This window comes from Priestia sp. P1_B12_1, from assembly GCF_056406695.1.
This window is the reverse complement of sequence record NZ_JBFTZR010000004.1, coordinates 24,752-44,113: the sequence shown is the minus strand read 5'-3', so window position 1 is coordinate 44,113 and position 19,362 is coordinate 24,752. Positions and strand designations below refer to the sequence as shown.

Sequence of the window (19,362 nt, the reverse complement as noted above, 5' to 3'; positions counted from 1 at the left end):
GCCTATTTGGCAGCTTTTTCATTAAGAAAAGAAGTTAATTAATAAATACGAGTAGTGAACAAAGTATTGATTTTTTAGGTTTTATTTGAGTACTGAAGTAAGGTTGCACGTCCACTCATGAGATTCAAAAATGAACTGTAGTAGCCTATGTGGAGACAATTATCTAGTATCTCTTCTTTAAATTATTTTATCTTGACACTGTTTTAAAGGCGTGATTAGATATAATTGTTAACTTTGTAAATATTAATGTTAACATATTTTATTTTCGGTGGTGAAAGTGTATTGGATTGGGAAGAAGATATGAAGAGAGAACTTGCCTATTTAGATGAAATTTTTCAAAAACGGCACCTTGTTACTACAGAATTTGCTGAACAACCATGGCTTACAGTCAACGGACATAGGATGTTAAACCTTGCCTCTAATAACTATTTAGGCTACGCAGGAGATAAGGGGCTGAAGAAAACCATGAGTGATGCTGTGATGACATATGGAGTAGGAGCAACAGCTTCACGCTTAATAGTAGGAAATCACTCTCTTTATGAGAAAGCAGAAAAAGCACTTGTTAATTGGAAGAAAGCTGAGGCAGGACTTATTATCAATAGTGGTTATAATGCAAACCTAGGAATCATCTCAACCTTGGTTCCGCGTAATGGCTTCATCTTCAGCGATAAGTTAAATCATGCAAGTATCATTGATGGGGCCCTGCTGAGCCGTGCAAAGATGCAACGCTATCGCCATAACGATATGAACCAACTAGAAAATTTATTAAAAAAAGTTCCCTTAGAGTCACGGAAGTTAATTGTAACAGATACTGTTTTCAGCATGGATGGTGACTTTGCCAAGCTGGAGGAGCTTGTTAAATTAAAAGAGCAATATAACGCACTACTAATGGTTGATGAAGCTCACGCAAGCGGTGTATACGGAAAAAATGGTGAAGGATATGCGCATTTTCTTGACCTGCAAGATAAAATTGATATTCAAATGGGAACGTTTAGTAAAGCACTAGGCTCATTTGGAGCTTATGTTACTGGAAAACAGTGGCTGATAGATTATTTTAAAAACAGAATGCGAGGATTCATTTATTCAACCGCTCTTCCCCCTGCTATACTCGGTGCAATAACGGCTGCGATTGAAAAGGTGCAACAAGACACAAAGCGCCGTGCACTTCTTCAAGAACATGCACTATTTTTTAGGAAGGCACTTACATACGAAGGATTTAATACATGCAATAGTCAATCTCAAATCATTCCAATTTTGACGGGAGAAAACAAAAGAACAATGCAGTTTGCAGAGCGTTTACAGAAAGAAGGAATTGCTGCTATTGCAGTCAGGCCCCCTACTGTTCCTGAAAACAAAGCAAGAATTCGTTTTACTGTAACAGCAGATCATACTCGAGAAGATTTAGAGTGGGCCATAAAAAAAGTTTCTCTAATTGGAAAAGAAATGAGTGTGATTCAATGAAACCATCCACTATTATCATATTTCCCGGATGGGGAATGGAAAAAGCAGCGTTTAACCCAATAGTAAAATCATTGTCTACTACATGTAACGTTTTGTGTACAGACTGGAGAGACGTAAAAGAACTAAGTGACTTTAGAGAGCGAGCAACCCAATTGCTTACTTCCACTCAAGGTACTGTTTATTTAATTGGTTGGTCATTAGGTTCCCTTGTAACGCTTGAACTTGCAAGTTTATACCCTAACAAGATAGAAGGACTCATATTGATTGGCGGAACTAGCCGCTTTACAAACGACGTGCATAATACATTTGGATGGGAGCAACGCATCGTTGAACGTATGAAAAAACAACTACAGCGTAATAAAGAAAAAACACTTACTGCATTTTATAACGCTATGTTCACTAAATCTGAAAAAGAAGAGAAATTTCATCAACAATTTATGGAAGTTGCTCAGCGTGATTATCAAGGAGACTGTATGCACTCCCTCCTTATAGGGCTGGATTATTTACTCCAACAAGATGTTAGAATGCAACTCAATCAAATTCAAACTCCTTGTTTGTTAATCCATGGAAGAGATGATCAAATATGTTTACCTGAGTCTTCTTCTTTCATAGGTGAAAGGATTGGTGGAAAAGCGCAGCTGTATATCCTAGAAAAAGCTGGTCATATTCCTTTTTTTACGAAACCTCAGCAGTGCACGCAGCTTATAGAGAAATTTCTCGAAAAGGAGCTCATTTATGATTAATAAGCAACTCTTAAAGAAAAGGTTCAATAATCATGCTAAAACTTATGATGCTTATGCCGATGTACAAAAAAGTATGGCAAGCCAGTTAATAGATCAACTTTCCACCAACTTCTTTAACCAGGAAATAGCTATTCTTGAAATTGGCTGCGGTACGGGTTATTTAACACTATTATTGTGCAAAAAATTTCCTAAGGCCGCTATTACAGCAGTTGATTTGTCATCAGGAATGATTGAGTTAGCAAAGAAAAAAGTAACGGAAGATCGAGTTTCTTTCATATGCGGAGATATCGAGGAACTAAGGATAGAAAGACATTATGACCTTATTATTTCGAATGCAACATTTCAGTGGTTTAATAGTCTTCATACGACAATAAAAAAATTGTATAAACAACTTAAGCCTGCAGGCAGCCTGCTATTTTCAACCTTTGGTAATCGTACATTTCAAGAGCTTCATTCATGCTACAGTCATGCGAAACAAAAGCTTGACCTTTTCAGTAACAGTTCACCTGGCCAATCGTTTTTTTCTCTTGAAGAGTTGTCTCAAATTTGTGAACAAGCATTAGTTCCATTGAGAGAGTATCCATTTAAACTATCAAAAATGGAGAAACTAGAGGTTCAATACTTTCCGACCGTTCAGGCATTTTTTACATCAATAAAAAAAATTGGAGCAAGTAACAGTAACGAGGAAAGCTACTGTCAACGCCCTTCCTTTTTTCGTGAATTAATCAATCTATATGAAAATGATTATCGTAATGAGAACGGAATAAAAGTAACCTATCATTGTTTAATATTTAATGTTACAAAAACGAACCAATAGCCAATCCTGCCCTGGTTACTCTCTAGAAGTGATGAATTGCAGCTAAATTAAAAAGCGTCATACAAGAAAGTATTTTATATAAAATCTCGTATCACCTTATATCAATTTCTATGTGAAAGAGCACGTTTCTTCATACTGTTATTTTGTTTAATAAGTTTTTGCTCAACCGCCTTTCCTATTTCACATATAAATTTAAGAAAATAACACATACTATAAGCAATCCGCCGTTCCCTTTATGGGTGAATGGTCTCTCCTTTCAATAAAGAGTTTTTTCGAAAAGCACCCTCTATGGGTGTTTTCGTCTTTTTAAATGTATAATTTTGAAGGGTTAATCCAATATTTATAAAGGAAGAGTGTCACTTCACCTTCCCCGATGTTTCATACTTTTGCCCTATGTGTTACTTCAAAAATGTAAGGAGAATGATAAGCGTGGAAGAATTAAGACAGTATGTTGATGTTGTTAAGAAAAATATTGAAACCATGAAAGCTCCTGATTACGAAGGCAAAGAGAGGGATTTAGAAAACCAGCAAGAGCAACTAGAGCAGTATGAGCGATGCCTCAAAGCAGAAAGTATCTCACCTGAAGGTTTTGATAGAATTGTGGATGCTGCTGTAGGTTATGCATCTAAAGATATCTCTTTTTCAGAGCTGGAAGAAATGTATAATCAATTAACGAAATAGTACCTTGATAATGGATGTTTGTTGAATTACTTTAAATACGTATAACTACGACAAAACGGGCATGTCCTGTAACTACTCAGCCTCCTCCCTTTGCTGACGAATCGCTTCTCCTTTAACACGTTAAGTTTATAAAAACGCTCGCCTCCACGGGTGCTTTTTGTTTTAAGGTATAATTCTTATGAAAGCAGTAATAGAATTTTTCAGCTAACTCCTTTCAGGTGGCTAGTGTTTACGTTATGTAATTGCCACCAATTAAAAAAGATTAATTGATCTTTTTTATAAATTAATTTGATTTTAACTATATTTTAATATACGCTCACTATTTGTGGATTATAATGGAATTACCACGTGATTATCTTTCTTTTAACTTGCTTTTTGCCTTAAGCAAGTCTTTTTGTATTTATCGTTTCAACTTTTTCAAAAAAACATCATGCTACAATTAATTTTCACACATGTTATCTTGCATTAAAGACACTTTCCTCAATAGAATGCTGCCCTTTCTTATACGTTCATGGACAATGTATTTAAATCAAATTATAAGATGTTAAAGTAATTATTAAAATGCCACCCATTGTTTGCAGGCCAGGTGGATTTTTAATAGAGAATGCGGGATTTTCTATACATGCTCTTTCCTTTTAACTATCCAAAGAATGTAGTCATATCCATGATCTATAAAAACCTCATAATCTAAAAAAGAATCCTTGGAAAAAGCTTACTGCTCCAAGAATTCTTTTACTTAATCGGTTCTTTTAAGAATGATTTCAAATATTTGATTTAATCCCTCGCTCGTTTGATCATCATGATCTCTCATCATCTAATCTCCTTATAAGATTACTACTATCATTTTCCACTTTATTAAGAATTATGTTTCTGATTTGATAATATCAAGACAGAGTCCATTTCACCGTCTAACATAAGTTATTATGGTCATATTCAAGGTCTCAGGAAAGAAATGCCCTTATTAACTATGAAGACATCCCCTATACGAAGTCAGTTTGCGTAAAACATGTTACAGCTAGCAATAACGGTGACTATAATAAGTAACTTTATTATGAGTATATATGCATTAATACTCGCTATTTAATCAATCCTAATTTTGCTGCTACGCTATAACCTGATGAGTTAAATTTAAATCGATTACGAAGTTCAATAAGGTTCGGTCCAAAGCTTGATTCTAGGATTCCTCGATGTTTTTTCATCATTTCATAGATATACAAGTCGTGAATGATAACTTCCGTAATTGGCATAACTAATCCCGGATGCATCGTCCAGGCGGCACGGCTATCCTTACCAAGCGATAGTATACCTGCAACTACCTCTCGATCATCAGCGCTTAGAACAATCCATCGTCCCCCATATTCATTGGTTATTTCTTCGCTTGCATCATGCTGATGAACCTGCGCAAAATCAAATACTAAATCTCCATAGGAAACAATTAAAATTTCTACGCCTCTTTTGGCTGCTGCTTGTAATTCTTCTTTTAGTTCCTGGGCATCTTCTGCCCATATTTCCAATAAAATACGCCCTGTAGCTTCTTTTATAGCTTCCTTTGTACGATTTAGTATAGGCTCATAACCTGTAATGTTCCAGATGTTTTCTCTATTTAAAGATACATAAGAATAATTTTCAAGAGCTTCTTCAGCTACTTCAAACGAGGATTCAGCTTTACGTTTTTTCAAGTTGATTAATTCATTAGGAGGTAACGGTGTATATAGAGCGGGATTTTCATGACTGATCATGACTTCTCCTCGATCCACTAGTCCCCCTAATACTTCATAAATTTTAGATCTGGGCACTCCAGAATTTAATGAAATAGCATACCCTGAAAGAGGAGATTTTTCTAGTAAAGCTAAATATGCTTTTGCCTCATATTCAGTAAAATTTACATCTTTCAAAATCTTTATTATATCTAGTGTCATGATTGGTCCTCCTTGATAATACCCAGATAGAGTCAATAATTTTAAACTAAGTATACCATTAGTACCCTTGACAGTTTGGATTAAAAATTATAATTTAATTTTAGACGCTACAAAAGTAGCTACTATATAATTTTTAATACTGCTTGGAGGTGTAATAATGGATACAATGATAGCGAAACATCAAAAAAGCTTAACAACAAGAAAGGTTAGAAGAGGAAATGGTTTATACATAAGTGCTTCCGTAATAGCCGTCCTTTTATGGAGTACATCGTTTGTTGGGACAAAAATAGCCTATACCTCTTTTCCACCCCTTACACTAGGAGCGGCTCGTTTTGTTATAGCTGCTGTTATTTTAGGATTTATTCTCTTAATCAGGAAAGATAAAATAAAGCCTTCATTCAAAGACATAGGGTTAATGTCTATAAGTGGTGTACTAGGTACTACCCTTTATTTTTCTCTGGAGAACATAGGAGTTGAACTAACAACAGCATCGAATGCCGCTATTATTGTAGCGTCGTACCCTGCTATAACGGTTTTAATGGAATTTCTCTTTTTCAGAAAAAAGACATCATGGGTAAAGGCCATAGGAATTGGAGTAGCGATGATAGGTGTATATCAAATATCCTATAGTCCTGAAACTCAGACAGATGATAAACAATTGATTGGCAATATTATATTAATTGTGGCAGGTTTTATTTTTGCTCTCTATAACTTCACAACTCGTAAAGTTGTCAAAAAATATTCCATGATTACTATCTCTTTTTATCAAACTTTGGCGGGAGCCATTACGTTTATTCCATTAGCCCTTATAGAGAAGTCAAGTTGGCAAACACCAGATATAAGATCATTTCTAACCCTATTGTATCTAGGCGTTTTCTGTTCGGTTATCGCTTTTTTATTATATAATTTTGGATTACGCAAATTATCTTCTAGTTCTGCCATGACTTTAATGAATCTTGTTCCTATTTTTGGTGTATTATTTTCTGTTCTGCTACTTAATGAAGTAGTTGGCATAAACCAATTTATTGGCGGATTAATTGTCCTTTTGGGTGTGATTTTAAGCATGAAGGAAACGAGGAAAAAGTATAAACCTAAAAAAAGTCCTCAGTCAAAGTAGGGCTTTTTTATTTCCAATAATATAATAAGAGATATAGTAACTAAAAAAGCCGCAAACTCATTGACCTAGTCATTGAGTTTGCGGTGATAAATGCTTCTGTTTTATTTATCAAAGCTGATATCTTCCAATACCTTCATAGAAGCCTTCATATCAACTACACCCAGTTCAGGTTCACACATAACATCCTCGCTTATCGCTTTAGCAAACGACCAGCCTTCCCTTTTCATTTTTTCTCTTACTTTTAAATCACAGCTTTTCAGGTGAAGGTAAGGGAAGGTAAGGGATTGGCTGATAATGTTTGTGCATAAAAGCAACTGGATCTCCATCTGCATATGCTTGATGGCCTGTGTCTAAACAAAGATTAATATCGGTATCATTTAACAGCTTTTCAATTTGTTCTTCTGTTTCTACATGACTTTGGGCATGTGGATGGAAAACTACCTCTAGACCGTAGTTTGTTCTGACATGGTCACGTATCTTTATAATATTTTTTATAAATTTGCTCCATTCTACCTCATTTAAAAACTAAGGTCTAATCAATTCGCCAGAAAAAAGATCCGTATAACAATCATCAGCGCTTTCAAACCGAAGCTGAAGTTCAGACATATCATCTAGTAAAGCAATGAGCTCCTCTGTTTTACTAGATGAAGTAAGATTTCCTACTAGAGTGGTCGCGGTTAATTCAAGGCTTCTTTTCTCTAGTTCTTCTTTTATTGACTGGAAGGAGATGGTCTTTTTCTATTTTCAAACTGTATATAATATATAAATTCAGTCGGGATAATAGCGCTTATTGGAAATAATACAACAAATACACTTAACAATGAATAAAGTACGGAAACTTGATCAAACTATTGAATAAATGGAGAGGTGTTCACTCTCAATTTCTCATTGTGTACTATAAGCAACCTGTGAAAAGAGCTTCCCTTAGGCAGACCAGGGAAGTTTTTCTCTTTATATGATATATTTCATACATTTTTTTGGAGTGAAAAATAATGACTTTTATTGAAACAAACACTAATCACTATCTGTATTATGAAGAGTATGGACAAGGAGCCCCTGTCATCTTTATTCATCCCCCTGGACTTGGATATAAAGTATTCCAATATCAACACGAGTTATCCAAACATATGAGAGTCATCTTTCCAGATTTAAGTGGTCATGGAAGAAGCTCAAAACCTAAACAGCCTATATCAATTTCTTTTTATGCAAACGAGTTAGTACGTTTTATGGATTCGCTGCATCTACACAAGGTGATTATATGTGGTTACTCTGCTGGTTGTCTAATTGCTCAAGAGCTAGCCATTCATTATCGCCATCGAATTGAATTATTAATACTTTCAGGAGCTTATCCTATAGTAAGAGATGTACCTGGACGGCTATTACATAAAACAGGAATGTATATGGTAAAAGAACATCCGAATATGCTAATAACAAGCCTTGCTATAAGTCATACTCGAGACAAAACATTAAGAAAGAATCTAGTTAGTTACATGAGGAAATCAGACCAAGAATCCTGGTATCAGTATTATAATCATTCATTACACTATAACTGTGTAGACAAGCTTCATCGCTTAACGATGCCTTTATTGTTTATATATGGTGGAAAAAAGGATTGGACTGCTCACTATATGAAAGAGTATAAAAATAAGTGTAAACATGCTGAATTCTTTGTTTTACCCAATCAAGGTCACCAACTGCCTACCAAACAGTGGACTCAGTTTAATGAGTTAATTACAGGATTTGTCTTAAATAAATCTCATTTATAAATCAAAGCGAAAAACCCTTTCTTTAAGTGTTTTTTTAACTATTATAAAATACATATCAAAGAGAAAAAACTACTGAGCTTAATCAGCGATTCTTCTGTTTGTTGAAAGGTAGTTATAGTGGTGATTCGTTCATCTAAAGTAGCTTGCTTAAATGATTATAAATTAGAAAGCCTACTGATACGGAATGAATCAGTAGGCTTTTCCTTTAGCGTATTGTCCACTTGAAGCAATGAGGATGAGAGAATCTTTTTCTACTTTACTCTTATAATCGGAAATAAAAAATGAAATATAACTGTTTTTTATAAAATGTATTTTGGTTTTGATAAAACATTCACTTAAATGTGCTAGATTTTCTCCTATATATTAATATAAATAGGTTTTTTTTAATATGTATGGAAAGTGACGATCTTATTAAAGGAGGAAAACAATGAATAGTAGCTTTACTCAAAATGCAATTTTTGAACATACATTTTGGATTCAAATTTTGAAAGACCATTCCCAATTTATCTTAGATGCCTTGGCTGAAAAAGAGCAAGAAGAAATACAGATGGCTAAAACTTTCATCCAAACTTTTAATAGTTTGTTAGAAGAAGTTAAAGCAGAGCATAACAACCTGGAAAGCATTACAATGAAAGCCAAAGCTCAAACAATAGCACTCAAAGAATTTAAACTTTCCTTATTAAGAAAGCACTTAACAACTGACTTTACGATTCACCTTACACCTACTTTTCTAAACCATATGGTCAACGAGCTGGATGAGTATTTATTAATTCTTAGCTATTTAGAACAACAACAAATTCCACCCATCTTTCATGAGCTTCATCATCATTTGTTATGGATATTAGATGCTGCGGGACATGCTGGAGCTATTTCCGATAGTCTTGATGCAGTAGAAAAGCAACTAAAACAAAAGAGTATGCAATTTTCTACCCATTTTGAACATTTTTATCTGAAGGCTGTAGAATTAACTGGTTATTTAAGAACGAACCTTGAATCCTTTCCAGCATTAAAGAGAATGAACAAAGACGTTAAGTTAGAAATAGAGTTATTTCAAGTATTTCTTCATGAGATCGAAGAATTAGAACTATCAAACGAAATGCTTAGTACATTTTCTGCTTTAATGGCCGATCATATGATGAGGGAAGAATGCTACTATTTAACTAAGTTAGCGCAATCAACGAATACTGCAAAACCATCGTGTGACCCTACGTCATCTCATTATAAATAGGTGCCAATTTTACCCTTTACATTTGTGAACGATTTAAATGGAGAAATATATCTGATTTTATAAGAAAAGCTATCCTTTTGATTATTTTACAAAAAGGATAGCTTTGAAATGCTTTAGCACTATTACTTCTTCATTCGGTGAAGATTCGAAATATCAAGTTTCCAGCATTATAAAATGAATCACTCTTACGTTATAATTACTTCTTTTATATTAATGAGTGGTATTGTTATTTGGCATTTGCGGTTTACCTTGAGCAGGTTCAAATGAATTTACCATTTGCTGCATATCTTGTTGAGCAAGCTGTGGTACTTGATAATAATGGTGCTTGTTTTGATAGTGAGAAATTTCATACGCCATCTCAATGCAATTTGGAACAGCATCAGCTAACACACGGCTTACAACAGGAGTGGTTGTTTCAAGAGCCACCATCGGTTTATAGGTGCCGATGCTTTTACAGCACCGAGCATAAGGCTAGAAATACACTCATCTGTCATTTCTGACGCAGATTGGAATGATTTCTTAGACTGAGAAGGCTTACGTCCATATACAAAGTCATTGCCTTGATTCTTTTTATAACTCTGTGTAGGTGTTGAAGGGTTTTGTCCTATTTTGAAACATTCTACAGCTGTATTATATTCCTGTTGCACAAATGAAATTGGCGATTCAGGATATCCTTTAATAAAGGAAGAACTTTATTCATATTTCTAACCTATAATGATGAAAATGCAACAAAAAAGCCCTCGAAATAAATTTCAAGGGCTTAATATATGGAGTGAGAAATACCTTATAAGATATTATCCTCTATTGAGTAAGATATTTCTATAAGAAAAAATGTATATAATCTTTGTTATCATAACTAAGATGGTTATATCGGGATATCAAAAGAAACTTTTCTATTCTTTCTCGTTTTTTGGCACAGTATTAGAAGCCATAGAAATGTCTCCGGTATAATACTTGTGCGGATAAGGATCAGAAGGCTTTATTGTAAACTCTTTCTCAGATTTATCTAATTCGGCTTTAGCTGGATTGTTCTCTAATACCTGCTCTAAATCATTTGATTGATTATTACCCATATAAAATCCCTCCTTTTAACTAAACAATGCTCATTAAGGATAAGTTTTTTTAACAACCTAGATATAAATGTTATTTTTGTTTATACTTTCTTATGCCTTTTCTTCATTTAATATATATTCCAAATCAATATTTATTACTTTTTTAAAGTTGTGAACAATTTATTTGCACCCGTAAATCACATTATGATAAGTAAAGGCGGATAAGATATACACCTTTAAAACAGAAAAACCACTGGGCTTAATCAGTGATTTTTCTGTTTATTGAAGGGTATTCATAAAGTGATGATTCATCCATCTTGGAGAGTTTGCCTAGAAAATAAAACTAATATGTATTAACCCCTCTTCTACCTAGCGTTGGAACTATTCCTTGTAAATCTGAGGAAATTAAATTTAGCTTTGTTGATAAAGGATCATTCCGTGCAGATGGAAGTATTTAGGAAATAATGATTATATTGACTAGGTTGACAGATCATATACATTTAGAAAAACAGTTCACAAATAAGAACCTTTTGCCAGAAATAAATAAGAAACATTACTTGATGTTCTAAAGAATAAAATTAGTATATCTCAATGATTAACCAATAAGGGGAAAGCATAGATATGTTAGAAGAATTAATTCTTATTTTGTCTATTTTATTCATAGGGAGCTTTATTCAAGGAGCAAGTGGGTTCGGTTTTGGATTATTCTCGATGGGTTTTTTGCCTCTTTTTCTGACTTTAAAAGACAGTACACTATTGGTTTTAGCTTTGACCGTTGTAATTTCGCTTACGATTTTATTTCGTTTTTTTAAATTAATTAATTGGAGAAACATAACTATTATTTTAATAGGAGCTTTAACTGGTCGTATATATTCATTTTATTTTCTAAATACATATGGAGATATGGACTGGGTAAAAAAAATACTTGGTTTCATTCTTATTACAATGGTTATTTATCTGCTAACTACAAAAGAGAAAACAACTTCATCACCTCTTTATAAAAAAGTTCCTTTCACCGTATTTATCGGTTTAATAGGTGGTTTTATTGGAGGAGTATTTGCGGTTGGAGGACCATTTTTTACTTTTTATTTTCTAATGCGTTATAAAGAAAAAAATGAATACAATGCAAATCTCCAAGCTTCTTTTATTATTACAAACGGTTTTACCTTAACTTTACATGGAATAAACGGAGATTATAATGCTTCTTTTTGGTTCTATTTACTACCTAGCCTATGTGTTATATTGATTGGGACTAAATTAGGACTTCGATGGTTTGAGCATCTGCCACGTACACTTATTAAAAAGGTAGTATGTATTATTATCCTGATTTCTGGAGTACTTTTGCTGATTAACACATAAAGAAGTGAAAGATATGAAAAAAGAATATTATTTTCATTTCTTTGGTTAAACAAAAAGACCTTCTTTTGTTAGAAGGTCTTTTCTGTGCTGATAAATAACGTTATATGAACTATAAATACATGGCTTACACATAGAAAAGCGGGCTAAGGTCTGCTTTCTTAACTGTGATACTGGTTCTTTTCAGAGAGTAGAAACAATGCCATGAAGATACTGTTTATAAACTGGCCCCCAATCGTTAGACACAGCCTGACAATTGGAAGCCAATATTTAATCTTTATCTTTTAATTCAAGCTCTCTACTCCAGAATCCCAATTTCTATCTACACGGTTAAAGTAAGCTTGTTCAAGAATTTGCATGTAATCGTCCTCGGTAATTAAACGGACGTTACTTGATGTTGAGTTGTTTTGCATGGCCAACCTTACAATGCTCGGAAAGTCTTTTTTCTTTACACCCTCTAAATCTTTCAATTTAGGAATGTTTAATGATTCTGTTAATCCTATAATCCCTTGAATTAATTTTTCAACAGCTATTTCATCAGAATCTGAATCCTTGGCAAAGTTCATATACCTTGCTAAGGTAGCATGCAGTTGCTTGTTCTCCATAGAATTGAATCTTAATACGTATGGTAAAAATACTGCGTTGGCAACTCCATGCGGGGTATCATAAAGTCCTCCAAGCGCTTCTGCTAAGCAGTGTACCGAGGCAACATCTGCAGATCCAAAACAAAGGCCAGCTAAGAGACTTCCTTCCAGCATATCTTGACGAGCCGCTTCATTTTTACCATCGCGGAAAACGATAGGCAATGCTGAAACAATGGTTCTCATTGCTTGAGCCCCAAGTGCTTGTGAAATAGGATTTGTTACTTTACATGTATAACCTTCAATCGCATGAACTAATGCATCAATACCAGTAGCAGCCGTAACAGAAGGTGGAAGACTTAATGTTAGTTCAGGATCAAGAATCGCCAAAACAGGTCTTAATGTACTATGTTTGAGTGTCATCTTTCGGTGTGTAGATGCTTCCGTAATAACGGCAGAACGAGTAACTTCTGAGCCCGTACCTGAAGTAGTCGGGATACAAATAACTGGTGCAATGTTTGTATACAGGAGTCGGCCATCTGCATAGTCAGATGGTTCCCCGCCGTTTGGACCGCACAGTGCAATAGCTTTTCCTGTATCCATTGCACTTCCACCTCCAATGGCAACAACTGCATCCGCACTAAAGTCACGAAATAACTTAGCACCTTCCAAGCAATTCGTATCTCGAGGGTTTTGTTCAATTGAATCAAATACCAGCACTCGATAACCAGAAGCCTCCAGGGCAGTTACAATTGGTGAAACTAATCCTGCACGAACCACACCAGGGTCACTCACGACTAAAATTGATGAACCAATCTTTAAAGATGTCAGCATTTCTGGTAATTCTCTAGCTTTCCCCATTCCTACCTCAATTTGAGTAGAACAAAAATAGTTATAGGATTTCATTTATACCCCTCCCGTTGTCTAAAATCAAATACATATCTTAAAAAGCACTAGTTTTTAAAATTTCATCGTGGTCGGTAAGCTTACTTATTCCATTCTGAAGCTAATATCCCCATAAAATATGTATCTACGTACTTCCCATCCACGTAGGCATGGTTTCTTAATTTTCCTTCGGTAATAAAACCAATCTTTTCATATAGTGCAATTGCCTGTTCGTTTATTCCTCTTGTTGTTAAATAGATTTTATTTAGACGAAGCTGTTTAAACCCCAGATCAATCATTTGCTCCATAGCCATTCGACCATATCCGTGACCTCTAGATTCTGAAGATAGAAGAATTCCTATACTAGCTCTTCCATGTCCATAGTCTATATCCTTCAGAAATACCCATCCGACTAATTCTTTTTCATCGCTTTCAATTCCTAAAATTAAATCGTTGTTCATTCTTTTCTTTTCTACTTCTTGTACTACCTCTTCATAAGTTAAAGGTGTCCTGCCTATCATTTGTATTGCACGTTCATCATTTAACCATTTATGTAAGTATTGAATGTGAGTTGTTTCAAAAGGCGTAAGATGTATTCTTTTTGTACTCATTTATTTATCTGCTCCTTCTAAAAAAGTTAGCCACAAGCTATAATCCACTTCATACTTGATTCCATAAATATCGCTGATTATAAAGATAAGAACGCTTATAAAAGTAGTGGCTAAAAATTCAAAGATGTTAAGAATAGACATCGAGTGTCCCCACCACCAATATCTAAAATTGGTTCCAAACAAAACAAAACGAAATGAATAAAAAAGAGAGGTTGCCTGAACTTCCCCTACTGATCTATGAGATTTTATGATAAGTATCCTTTCAACAAAGAAACTAATTATAAAAGATAGAATAATGAATACAAAATAAAGAGAACTAGCCAATAAGGCTTCCTATGGTGAATACATTTTAACCTTCTTTTTATTGATTATTTTACCATTAATCGTAATTAAAGGAAGTTGATTTTTAAGGATTTGCACCTTAAAAAATATTTAAATAGAAAAAGAATCCTTTTGGAGCATTGTTGACACATTGTTTCTCAAAAAACAAAATCAACTTTTCTCTAATCTGAGGTTTTTCCTTCTGATAAAGCCTATTACGTTAATCCGATGTAATAGAAGAAGGATTTTTACTTTTTAAGGTAGAATAGTTTCTTAAAGAGTGATAAAGGAGTTGATTTCATGTCTAAACAAACAAAAGATATAAAAGAAATAAAGCTTTTGGATTCTCAAATTTACTTATGTGATGAAATTAGAAAGTTGTTAAGAAAAAAAGAAAAAAGAAGTCTAGCCTTCGAACAAGAGTATACAGAACATGATATATTACACATTGCTTTAAACAGATTAATGAGTGAGTTAATCTCTAGACATTAAAAATTTCGTCTCTCATATTTGAAATTATTCAAAATAGACAAGTTTAATATAATAAAAATAATAGACAGAATATTTCATTAATATATTTACTTTGTAAACGCTTTCGTTTATACTAAGTATAGGTTGGATGGCATGAGTGGCTGTCATAGTATTTAGCGTAGGCGGGGCTGATACGAGGGAACAGGGCATAGACGAAATGTCCTTTTTTGTTTGGGCAACATTTCTTAGACACTAGGAAATGTTATAAAATGCTTTCAAACGCTTTTTTCCACTTAGTATGCCCTATCCAGTCTGGAAATTGAAAAAGACCACCTCTTCCCGGTCAAAAGAGGTAGCTTTTTTTAAAATTGAATTAACAGTAGGCGTTAGATAATGCTTTATTGCATCTTGAGTAAGTTGCTTAATTTAAGAAATGGTATTCATAGACAGCATATTCACCGCTTTTTCTAACAGTAAAATATCTTCTTCAACCATTCTTTTCATATCGTCGAGATCAAGTTGAATATATTCTTCTTTTAAACGTTCTAATTCCCTGACGAACAGGGATCCCGTATAGTACCTATAATTTGTCACTAATATTTATCCCCTTTGTGTGCTCTTACTATATGTAATTCCCCTTTATTTAGATAAACAACCAATAAAAGCAAGATTTATAAAAAATAATTTTTCCCTGATGTAGACAAAGGGTTTTTAACTTTATTAGAATAGGGAAAATACGTTATTAATGTGGCCAGATTTGTAGTTTCATACATATACAACGTTTTATCGTTCTACTTTGGTGTTAAATCAAATTTATCTTCTTTACCATTCCATTTTATTGTCACCTGAAAAGGAGCGTTGCTGCTTTGAGTCGCACATCCACTGCAACCTCCATTTAAATTAATTTTCCCTTCTGTCTTGTCATCCGTACCTGATAATTTGCCTGTTTCCCCTTCAACAACGTAAGAAACTTTTCCTAATTTCTCCTTATCTTTTCCTTTATAGATGATACTGCCTTGCCCATTTTCAGTATTCTCGCCTTTATTTAAAAGATATAAAGCTTTCCAATGATCTCCTTCACCTTCGAAACGCACACTTTCTTCTTTGCTACCACAGCTACCTAATACTAATAAAAAAATAGATATAAGTCCTAAAAACAAAAACTTCCTTTTCAATTTAAATCCTCCTACACGGTAAAAAAGCACCCAAATATACTATCAGATGATTTTCTGTTAGTATCTGTTCTTTTTTTCAAGTAATTTAATTAATCTATCATTTTGTTTCACTATCGTTCTTAGCTTAGCTTCTAACGAACATAAAGTGATAAATGCGGCTATAAATCCTATAATGAAAAAAACATATTAGCTGATATCCCTCATACATCATTTTATTTTAAAAACAATATCTATATAATAACATTTTTTCTATATTTTATATCTTAATTTGTATACATTCTTAGTTAAGGTACTGTAGGAATAAAAAGAGCAACCATAACGGTTGCTCTTTTAAAGTATTGTTTTTATAGCTAGATACACTGCAGCAATTGATGCAAGAACGATAAGTACATTTAAAATACGATGTTGAGTAGCTAAGTGGCCTCGCTTCATTTCTGCACGAGTCAACGGTCTCTTTTCATCGTGATTTCCACTCACTCTGTTACATCTCCTATCCTGTATTTATTGATTTCACTAATTTACGCAATAAGCTGATCTTTGTTAGCTGCTTCTTCTTTTTTTATCTTCCCTCTACATAAGATATAGAAAACACTAAAGGTAACAATTGACCAAATGAGATTAGGGCCTGGTTCAGTGTTAGCTACCTTAAACAAACTTGGTATAGATCCAAAAACAGAATCGTCCGTTGTAAGGAACAGAGCTATAAACATATTATTGGCTGCATGTGCTCCAATGGTAATTTCTAAGCTTTTTGTTTTAATCGCGATATATGTAAGAGCAAAACCAGCTACAATATAATCTAGTCCCACCAATATAATGGATTTATTCATTTCAGGATTAGCAAAATGTCCTATAGAAAACATTATTCCAACGATAATCGCAAGTAAAATAGGGCGTTTCACTTTCTTGCTCACCCATTGGAGAAGAAGCCCCCTAAAGAACAGTTCCTCCGTTGTTGTTTGAATAGGCACTAGTAAAAGCGTGATCAGTACTAACAGGGCATACTCTTTTAAACTTACATGATTCCATGAATAATCCGAGTGGTTAAACACGACATCAATTAATTGTGAAACGATTAGTAAAAGACTAAAAGCTCCAAAAGACCATAATACTTTCTTCCAGTTCACACGTTTGTTAGAGGTTATTAATGATTTCATTTTTCGCTTGTGAATAAAACGAATTCCGATCCACAAACCAAAAATCCAACATATGTACACAATATGTGATAACAGAAAATCAAGATTAGCATTGATTCCTACAGCAACTCCACTATCGAAATCAAAGTAGGACTTTCCACTTTCATCTGCTGCCACCATAACCATGTCAGCTGTAATATAAATAATTGACCCTAGTACCATGAACGCAGAAGCTAGTATCGTTGTGCTTAAATAACGCTTCCAGCCATTTTTTCCTTCTTCCACATCTAGATAGTCCTTCATTTTATTCTTACTCCCTCAGCATTCTCTTCTTAATCAAATATTTTTTCTCTATTTCGTTTTCGTCCAAACAATATATAAACTTATTAGAACGAGAAGCATCACCTTATTTATCCCTTGATTCTTCACACAGAATTTTTTCTTCTTCTCCTACGTAGCGTCATGAAAGATGTTAAAAAACAGCTTTTTCTGAAAGAAGACTAGACAGCAAGTCCTCTTGAACCGTTATATGTTGCTCATATGTGCCCGCATACACATAATTTTGAAGAAAGTACTTGCTACTCAAGAATATATATCCTAAAACAACTAAAATAAATATTTTTTTCAACATTTTCCTCACCTTTTTATTCAAACTTTTACCCTTATGGCTGTTACCACAACACCTAAGAGTTTATCCATAAACAACTTTTTTAGTTTTTAAATTAGCAACCAACTTATATAACACTATAAAACTGTATATAAGTTACAATAATATTACATTATCATTACAAATGTAACAACAATATTATAACTAAGAAAAATAGGATAATCAATATGAAGTGTTTAGTAAAACAGATAAAATTGCTAAATTCGTATCATGCGTGTAAATAAATCCAAAACTTTTGGAAAAAGAGTGTTAGTTGGCCCGCAGGAATATTTAAAGAAACAGAAAAGCAAACTCCCTATCATTAGGAGTTTGCTTCGTTTATTTAAATCTTAAATAGAATTTTTATAACCTTTTTCACCTCATTTGGTATGGAAATAATACATTTCCAGAAAATAATTAAGGTACGATATCCCCTTAATGAATGTGCCTCTTTAAGAAGTATCCACCTAAAGTATGGTTTCTCTTTTTCTTTTAAAGGGAACTAAATTCTAAAATTCAACCTTAAAAGGAGACAATCATGGTTACAATTGAATCAATTATAATAGGCATTGTATTTATCCTCATTCAACTATACGCATTAACGATTGTCGAACGTTCTCCAATCGGGGAGCAAAAGCTGCTCTCATTATCAGGTGGTGTTGCTATTGCTTATGTGTTTATTTATATCTTACCGACGCTTCATAAGAAACAAGAAGAGTTTGGAGGATCGCTGGCCCTTGATACTGAACTATATTTTCTTGGCCTTCTCGGCTTACTCGTCTATTTTTCCGTTTATTCATTCGCTCAGACAAAGGCAGCCTCACACCTAACGGAACTGACCGTTTATATGGTACAGGTGAGTTTTTTTATGGTTTATTCTTTTATCATTTCTTATGTTGTGTTCTCAACCGATGTTAAGCGAGTTGAATCACTATTCTATGGATTGGCGATCAGCCTTCACTTTATTGGGTGGTCCTACCATCTAGGAAAAAAACATCATCGCTTGCACAAAAACAGAGGTCGCTATATGCTTGCCGGGGCAACTTTTCTTGGATCAATCATGGGTGTCTTCGGGCCCTCATCCGGTCTGCTTATTGAGTCGATGATTGCATTTAGTTCAGGTGCAATGTTATTTAACGTTATCAGTAAAGAACTACCTTTTGAAAAACACGCGCACTTGCCAACCTTCTTAATCTCATCTCTTGTCTACGCCGCTACAATGATTTCGTTGAAAGCTTTTTTTGATTGGTAATTAAGTGGCAATAAAGCAATAGATTTTTCGTCTAGTACATTAAGTTTTCCAATTCCCCAACAGTTGTGATATAAAAACGGCCAATTTACTGAAATCAAGAAAGAAGGTATTTGAACATTTTGGTTGTATCTGTGGGGACGTACT

21 protein-coding genes are annotated in these 19,362 nt (G+C 34.0%); 10 read left to right on the top strand and 11 right to left on the bottom strand.

What is annotated here, in order from left to right:
- Window positions 1-300: 300 nt before the first annotated feature.
- The 4 genes from bioF (at window position 301) to AC1D0Y_RS14835 (ending at window position 3,702) form a co-directional block, all read left to right on the top strand.
- Window positions 301-1,461, top strand: coding sequence for an 8-amino-7-oxononanoate synthase (gene bioF / locus AC1D0Y_RS14850; RefSeq protein WP_477707738.1), 1,161 nt, complete (start codon window positions 301-303; stop codon window positions 1,459-1,461).
- Entirely contained in the window at window positions 1,458-2,204 is a 747-nt protein-coding gene (locus AC1D0Y_RS14845) for an alpha/beta fold hydrolase (RefSeq protein WP_477707737.1), read from the top strand. Before bioF ends, AC1D0Y_RS14845 begins: the two co-directional genes overlap by 4 nt.
- Window positions 2,197-3,021 carry a malonyl-ACP O-methyltransferase BioC gene (bioC, locus tag AC1D0Y_RS14840; protein WP_477707736.1) on the top strand — a complete coding sequence of 275 codons (825 nt, stop codon included), beginning with the start codon at window positions 2,197-2,199 and terminating at the stop codon, window positions 3,019-3,021. The genes AC1D0Y_RS14845 and bioC overlap by 8 nt, the downstream gene beginning before the upstream one ends.
- A gap of 429 nt (window positions 3,022-3,450) precedes the next feature.
- Window positions 3,451-3,702 (top strand): YnfE family protein, encoded by a 252-nt coding sequence (locus AC1D0Y_RS14835; RefSeq protein ID WP_060747283.1) that lies wholly within the window; start codon window positions 3,451-3,453, stop codon window positions 3,700-3,702.
- 1,076 nt (window positions 3,703-4,778) lie between these two features.
- On the opposite strand, the gene AC1D0Y_RS14830 is transcribed toward AC1D0Y_RS14835, so the two are convergent.
- Window positions 4,779-5,621: a TrmB family transcriptional regulator gene (locus tag AC1D0Y_RS14830; protein ID WP_045293469.1), complete on the bottom strand. Its 843-nt coding sequence runs from the start codon at window positions 5,619-5,621 to the stop codon at window positions 4,779-4,781.
- A 157-nt stretch (window positions 5,622-5,778) separates the two neighbouring features.
- Here AC1D0Y_RS14830 and AC1D0Y_RS14825 point away from each other — a divergent pair, with 157 nt between their 5' ends.
- Window positions 5,779-6,738, top strand: a complete 960-nt coding sequence (locus tag AC1D0Y_RS14825; RefSeq protein ID WP_060747282.1) for a DMT family transporter — start codon at window positions 5,779-5,781, stop codon at window positions 6,736-6,738.
- Window positions 6,739-6,839: 101 nt separating this feature from the next.
- Here the strand turns inward: AC1D0Y_RS14825 and AC1D0Y_RS14820 are convergent, their stop codons facing one another.
- Complete coding sequence (locus AC1D0Y_RS14820; RefSeq protein ID WP_268799563.1) at window positions 6,840-6,965, bottom strand: hypothetical protein; 126 nt, start codon at window positions 6,963-6,965, stop codon at window positions 6,840-6,842.
- Window positions 6,966-7,730: 765 nt separating this feature from the next.
- Here AC1D0Y_RS14820 and AC1D0Y_RS14815 point away from each other — a divergent pair.
- Both AC1D0Y_RS14815 and AC1D0Y_RS14810 read left to right on the top strand, forming a co-directional pair.
- Entirely contained in the window at window positions 7,731-8,504 is a 774-nt protein-coding gene (locus tag AC1D0Y_RS14815) for an alpha/beta fold hydrolase (RefSeq protein ID WP_060747281.1), read from the top strand.
- Between the two features lie 427 nt (window positions 8,505-8,931).
- Window positions 8,932-9,732, top strand: a complete 801-nt coding sequence (locus tag AC1D0Y_RS14810) for a DUF2935 domain-containing protein (RefSeq protein ID WP_060747280.1) — start codon at window positions 8,932-8,934, stop codon at window positions 9,730-9,732.
- Window positions 9,733-9,942: 210 nt separating this feature from the next.
- On the opposite strand, the gene AC1D0Y_RS14805 is transcribed toward AC1D0Y_RS14810, so the two are convergent.
- Together AC1D0Y_RS14805 and AC1D0Y_RS14800 are read right to left on the bottom strand one after the other, a co-directional pair.
- Window positions 9,943-10,161: a spore coat protein gene (locus AC1D0Y_RS14805; RefSeq protein WP_060747279.1), complete on the bottom strand. Its 219-nt coding sequence runs from the start codon at window positions 10,159-10,161 to the stop codon at window positions 9,943-9,945.
- A 464-nt stretch (window positions 10,162-10,625) separates the two neighbouring features.
- Window positions 10,626-10,805, bottom strand: a complete 180-nt coding sequence (locus tag AC1D0Y_RS14800) for a hypothetical protein (RefSeq protein ID WP_477707735.1) — start codon at window positions 10,803-10,805, stop codon at window positions 10,626-10,628.
- Between the two features lie 600 nt (window positions 10,806-11,405).
- Here AC1D0Y_RS14800 and AC1D0Y_RS14795 point away from each other — a divergent pair.
- Entirely contained in the window at window positions 11,406-12,143 is a 738-nt protein-coding gene (locus AC1D0Y_RS14795) for a sulfite exporter TauE/SafE family protein (RefSeq protein WP_060747278.1), read from the top strand.
- 281 nt (window positions 12,144-12,424) lie between these two features.
- Here AC1D0Y_RS14795 and AC1D0Y_RS14790 read toward each other — a convergent pair whose 3' ends face one another.
- The 3 genes from AC1D0Y_RS14790 to AC1D0Y_RS14780 all read right to left on the bottom strand — a co-directional run bounded on the left by AC1D0Y_RS14790 (window position 12,425) and on the right by AC1D0Y_RS14780 (window position 14,358).
- Window positions 12,425-13,627 (bottom strand): iron-containing alcohol dehydrogenase, encoded by a 1,203-nt coding sequence (locus AC1D0Y_RS14790; protein ID WP_060747277.1) that lies wholly within the window; start codon window positions 13,625-13,627, stop codon window positions 12,425-12,427.
- Between the two features lie 80 nt (window positions 13,628-13,707).
- Window positions 13,708-14,217, bottom strand: coding sequence for a GNAT family N-acetyltransferase (locus AC1D0Y_RS14785; RefSeq protein WP_060747276.1), 510 nt, complete (start codon window positions 14,215-14,217; stop codon window positions 13,708-13,710).
- Complete coding sequence (locus tag AC1D0Y_RS14780; protein ID WP_161968324.1) at window positions 14,218-14,358, bottom strand: hypothetical protein; 141 nt, start codon at window positions 14,356-14,358, stop codon at window positions 14,218-14,220.
- Between the two features lie 480 nt (window positions 14,359-14,838).
- On the opposite strand from AC1D0Y_RS14780, the gene AC1D0Y_RS14775 reads away from it, so the two are divergent.
- A complete protein-coding gene (locus AC1D0Y_RS14775) occupies window positions 14,839-15,030 on the top strand; it encodes a hypothetical protein (RefSeq protein WP_013084390.1) in 192 nt (63 codons plus the stop codon).
- 405 nt (window positions 15,031-15,435) lie between these two features.
- Here AC1D0Y_RS14775 and AC1D0Y_RS14770 read toward each other — a convergent pair whose 3' ends face one another.
- The 4 genes from AC1D0Y_RS14770 to AC1D0Y_RS14755 all read right to left on the bottom strand — a co-directional run bounded on the left by AC1D0Y_RS14770 (window position 15,436) and on the right by AC1D0Y_RS14755 (window position 17,623).
- Window positions 15,436-15,603, bottom strand: coding sequence for a hypothetical protein (locus AC1D0Y_RS14770; protein ID WP_165592304.1), 168 nt, complete (start codon window positions 15,601-15,603; stop codon window positions 15,436-15,438).
- Window positions 15,604-15,800: 197 nt separating this feature from the next.
- The gene (locus AC1D0Y_RS14765; protein ID WP_060747274.1) at window positions 15,801-16,184 is read right to left on the bottom strand and encodes a hypothetical protein; all 384 of its coding nucleotides are present in this window, start codon (window positions 16,182-16,184) and stop codon (window positions 15,801-15,803) included.
- 330 nt (window positions 16,185-16,514) lie between these two features.
- Complete coding sequence (locus tag AC1D0Y_RS14760) at window positions 16,515-16,661, bottom strand: hypothetical protein (protein ID WP_170836740.1); 147 nt, start codon at window positions 16,659-16,661, stop codon at window positions 16,515-16,517.
- Between the two features lie 41 nt (window positions 16,662-16,702).
- Window positions 16,703-17,623 (bottom strand): lysostaphin resistance A-like protein, encoded by a 921-nt coding sequence (locus AC1D0Y_RS14755; protein ID WP_477707734.1) that lies wholly within the window; start codon window positions 17,621-17,623, stop codon window positions 16,703-16,705.
- 881 nt (window positions 17,624-18,504) lie between these two features.
- On the opposite strand from AC1D0Y_RS14755, the gene AC1D0Y_RS14750 reads away from it, so the two are divergent.
- Window positions 18,505-19,218 (top strand): hypothetical protein, encoded by a 714-nt coding sequence (locus AC1D0Y_RS14750; RefSeq protein WP_060747272.1) that lies wholly within the window; start codon window positions 18,505-18,507, stop codon window positions 19,216-19,218.
- Window positions 19,219-19,362: the final 144 nt, after the last annotated feature.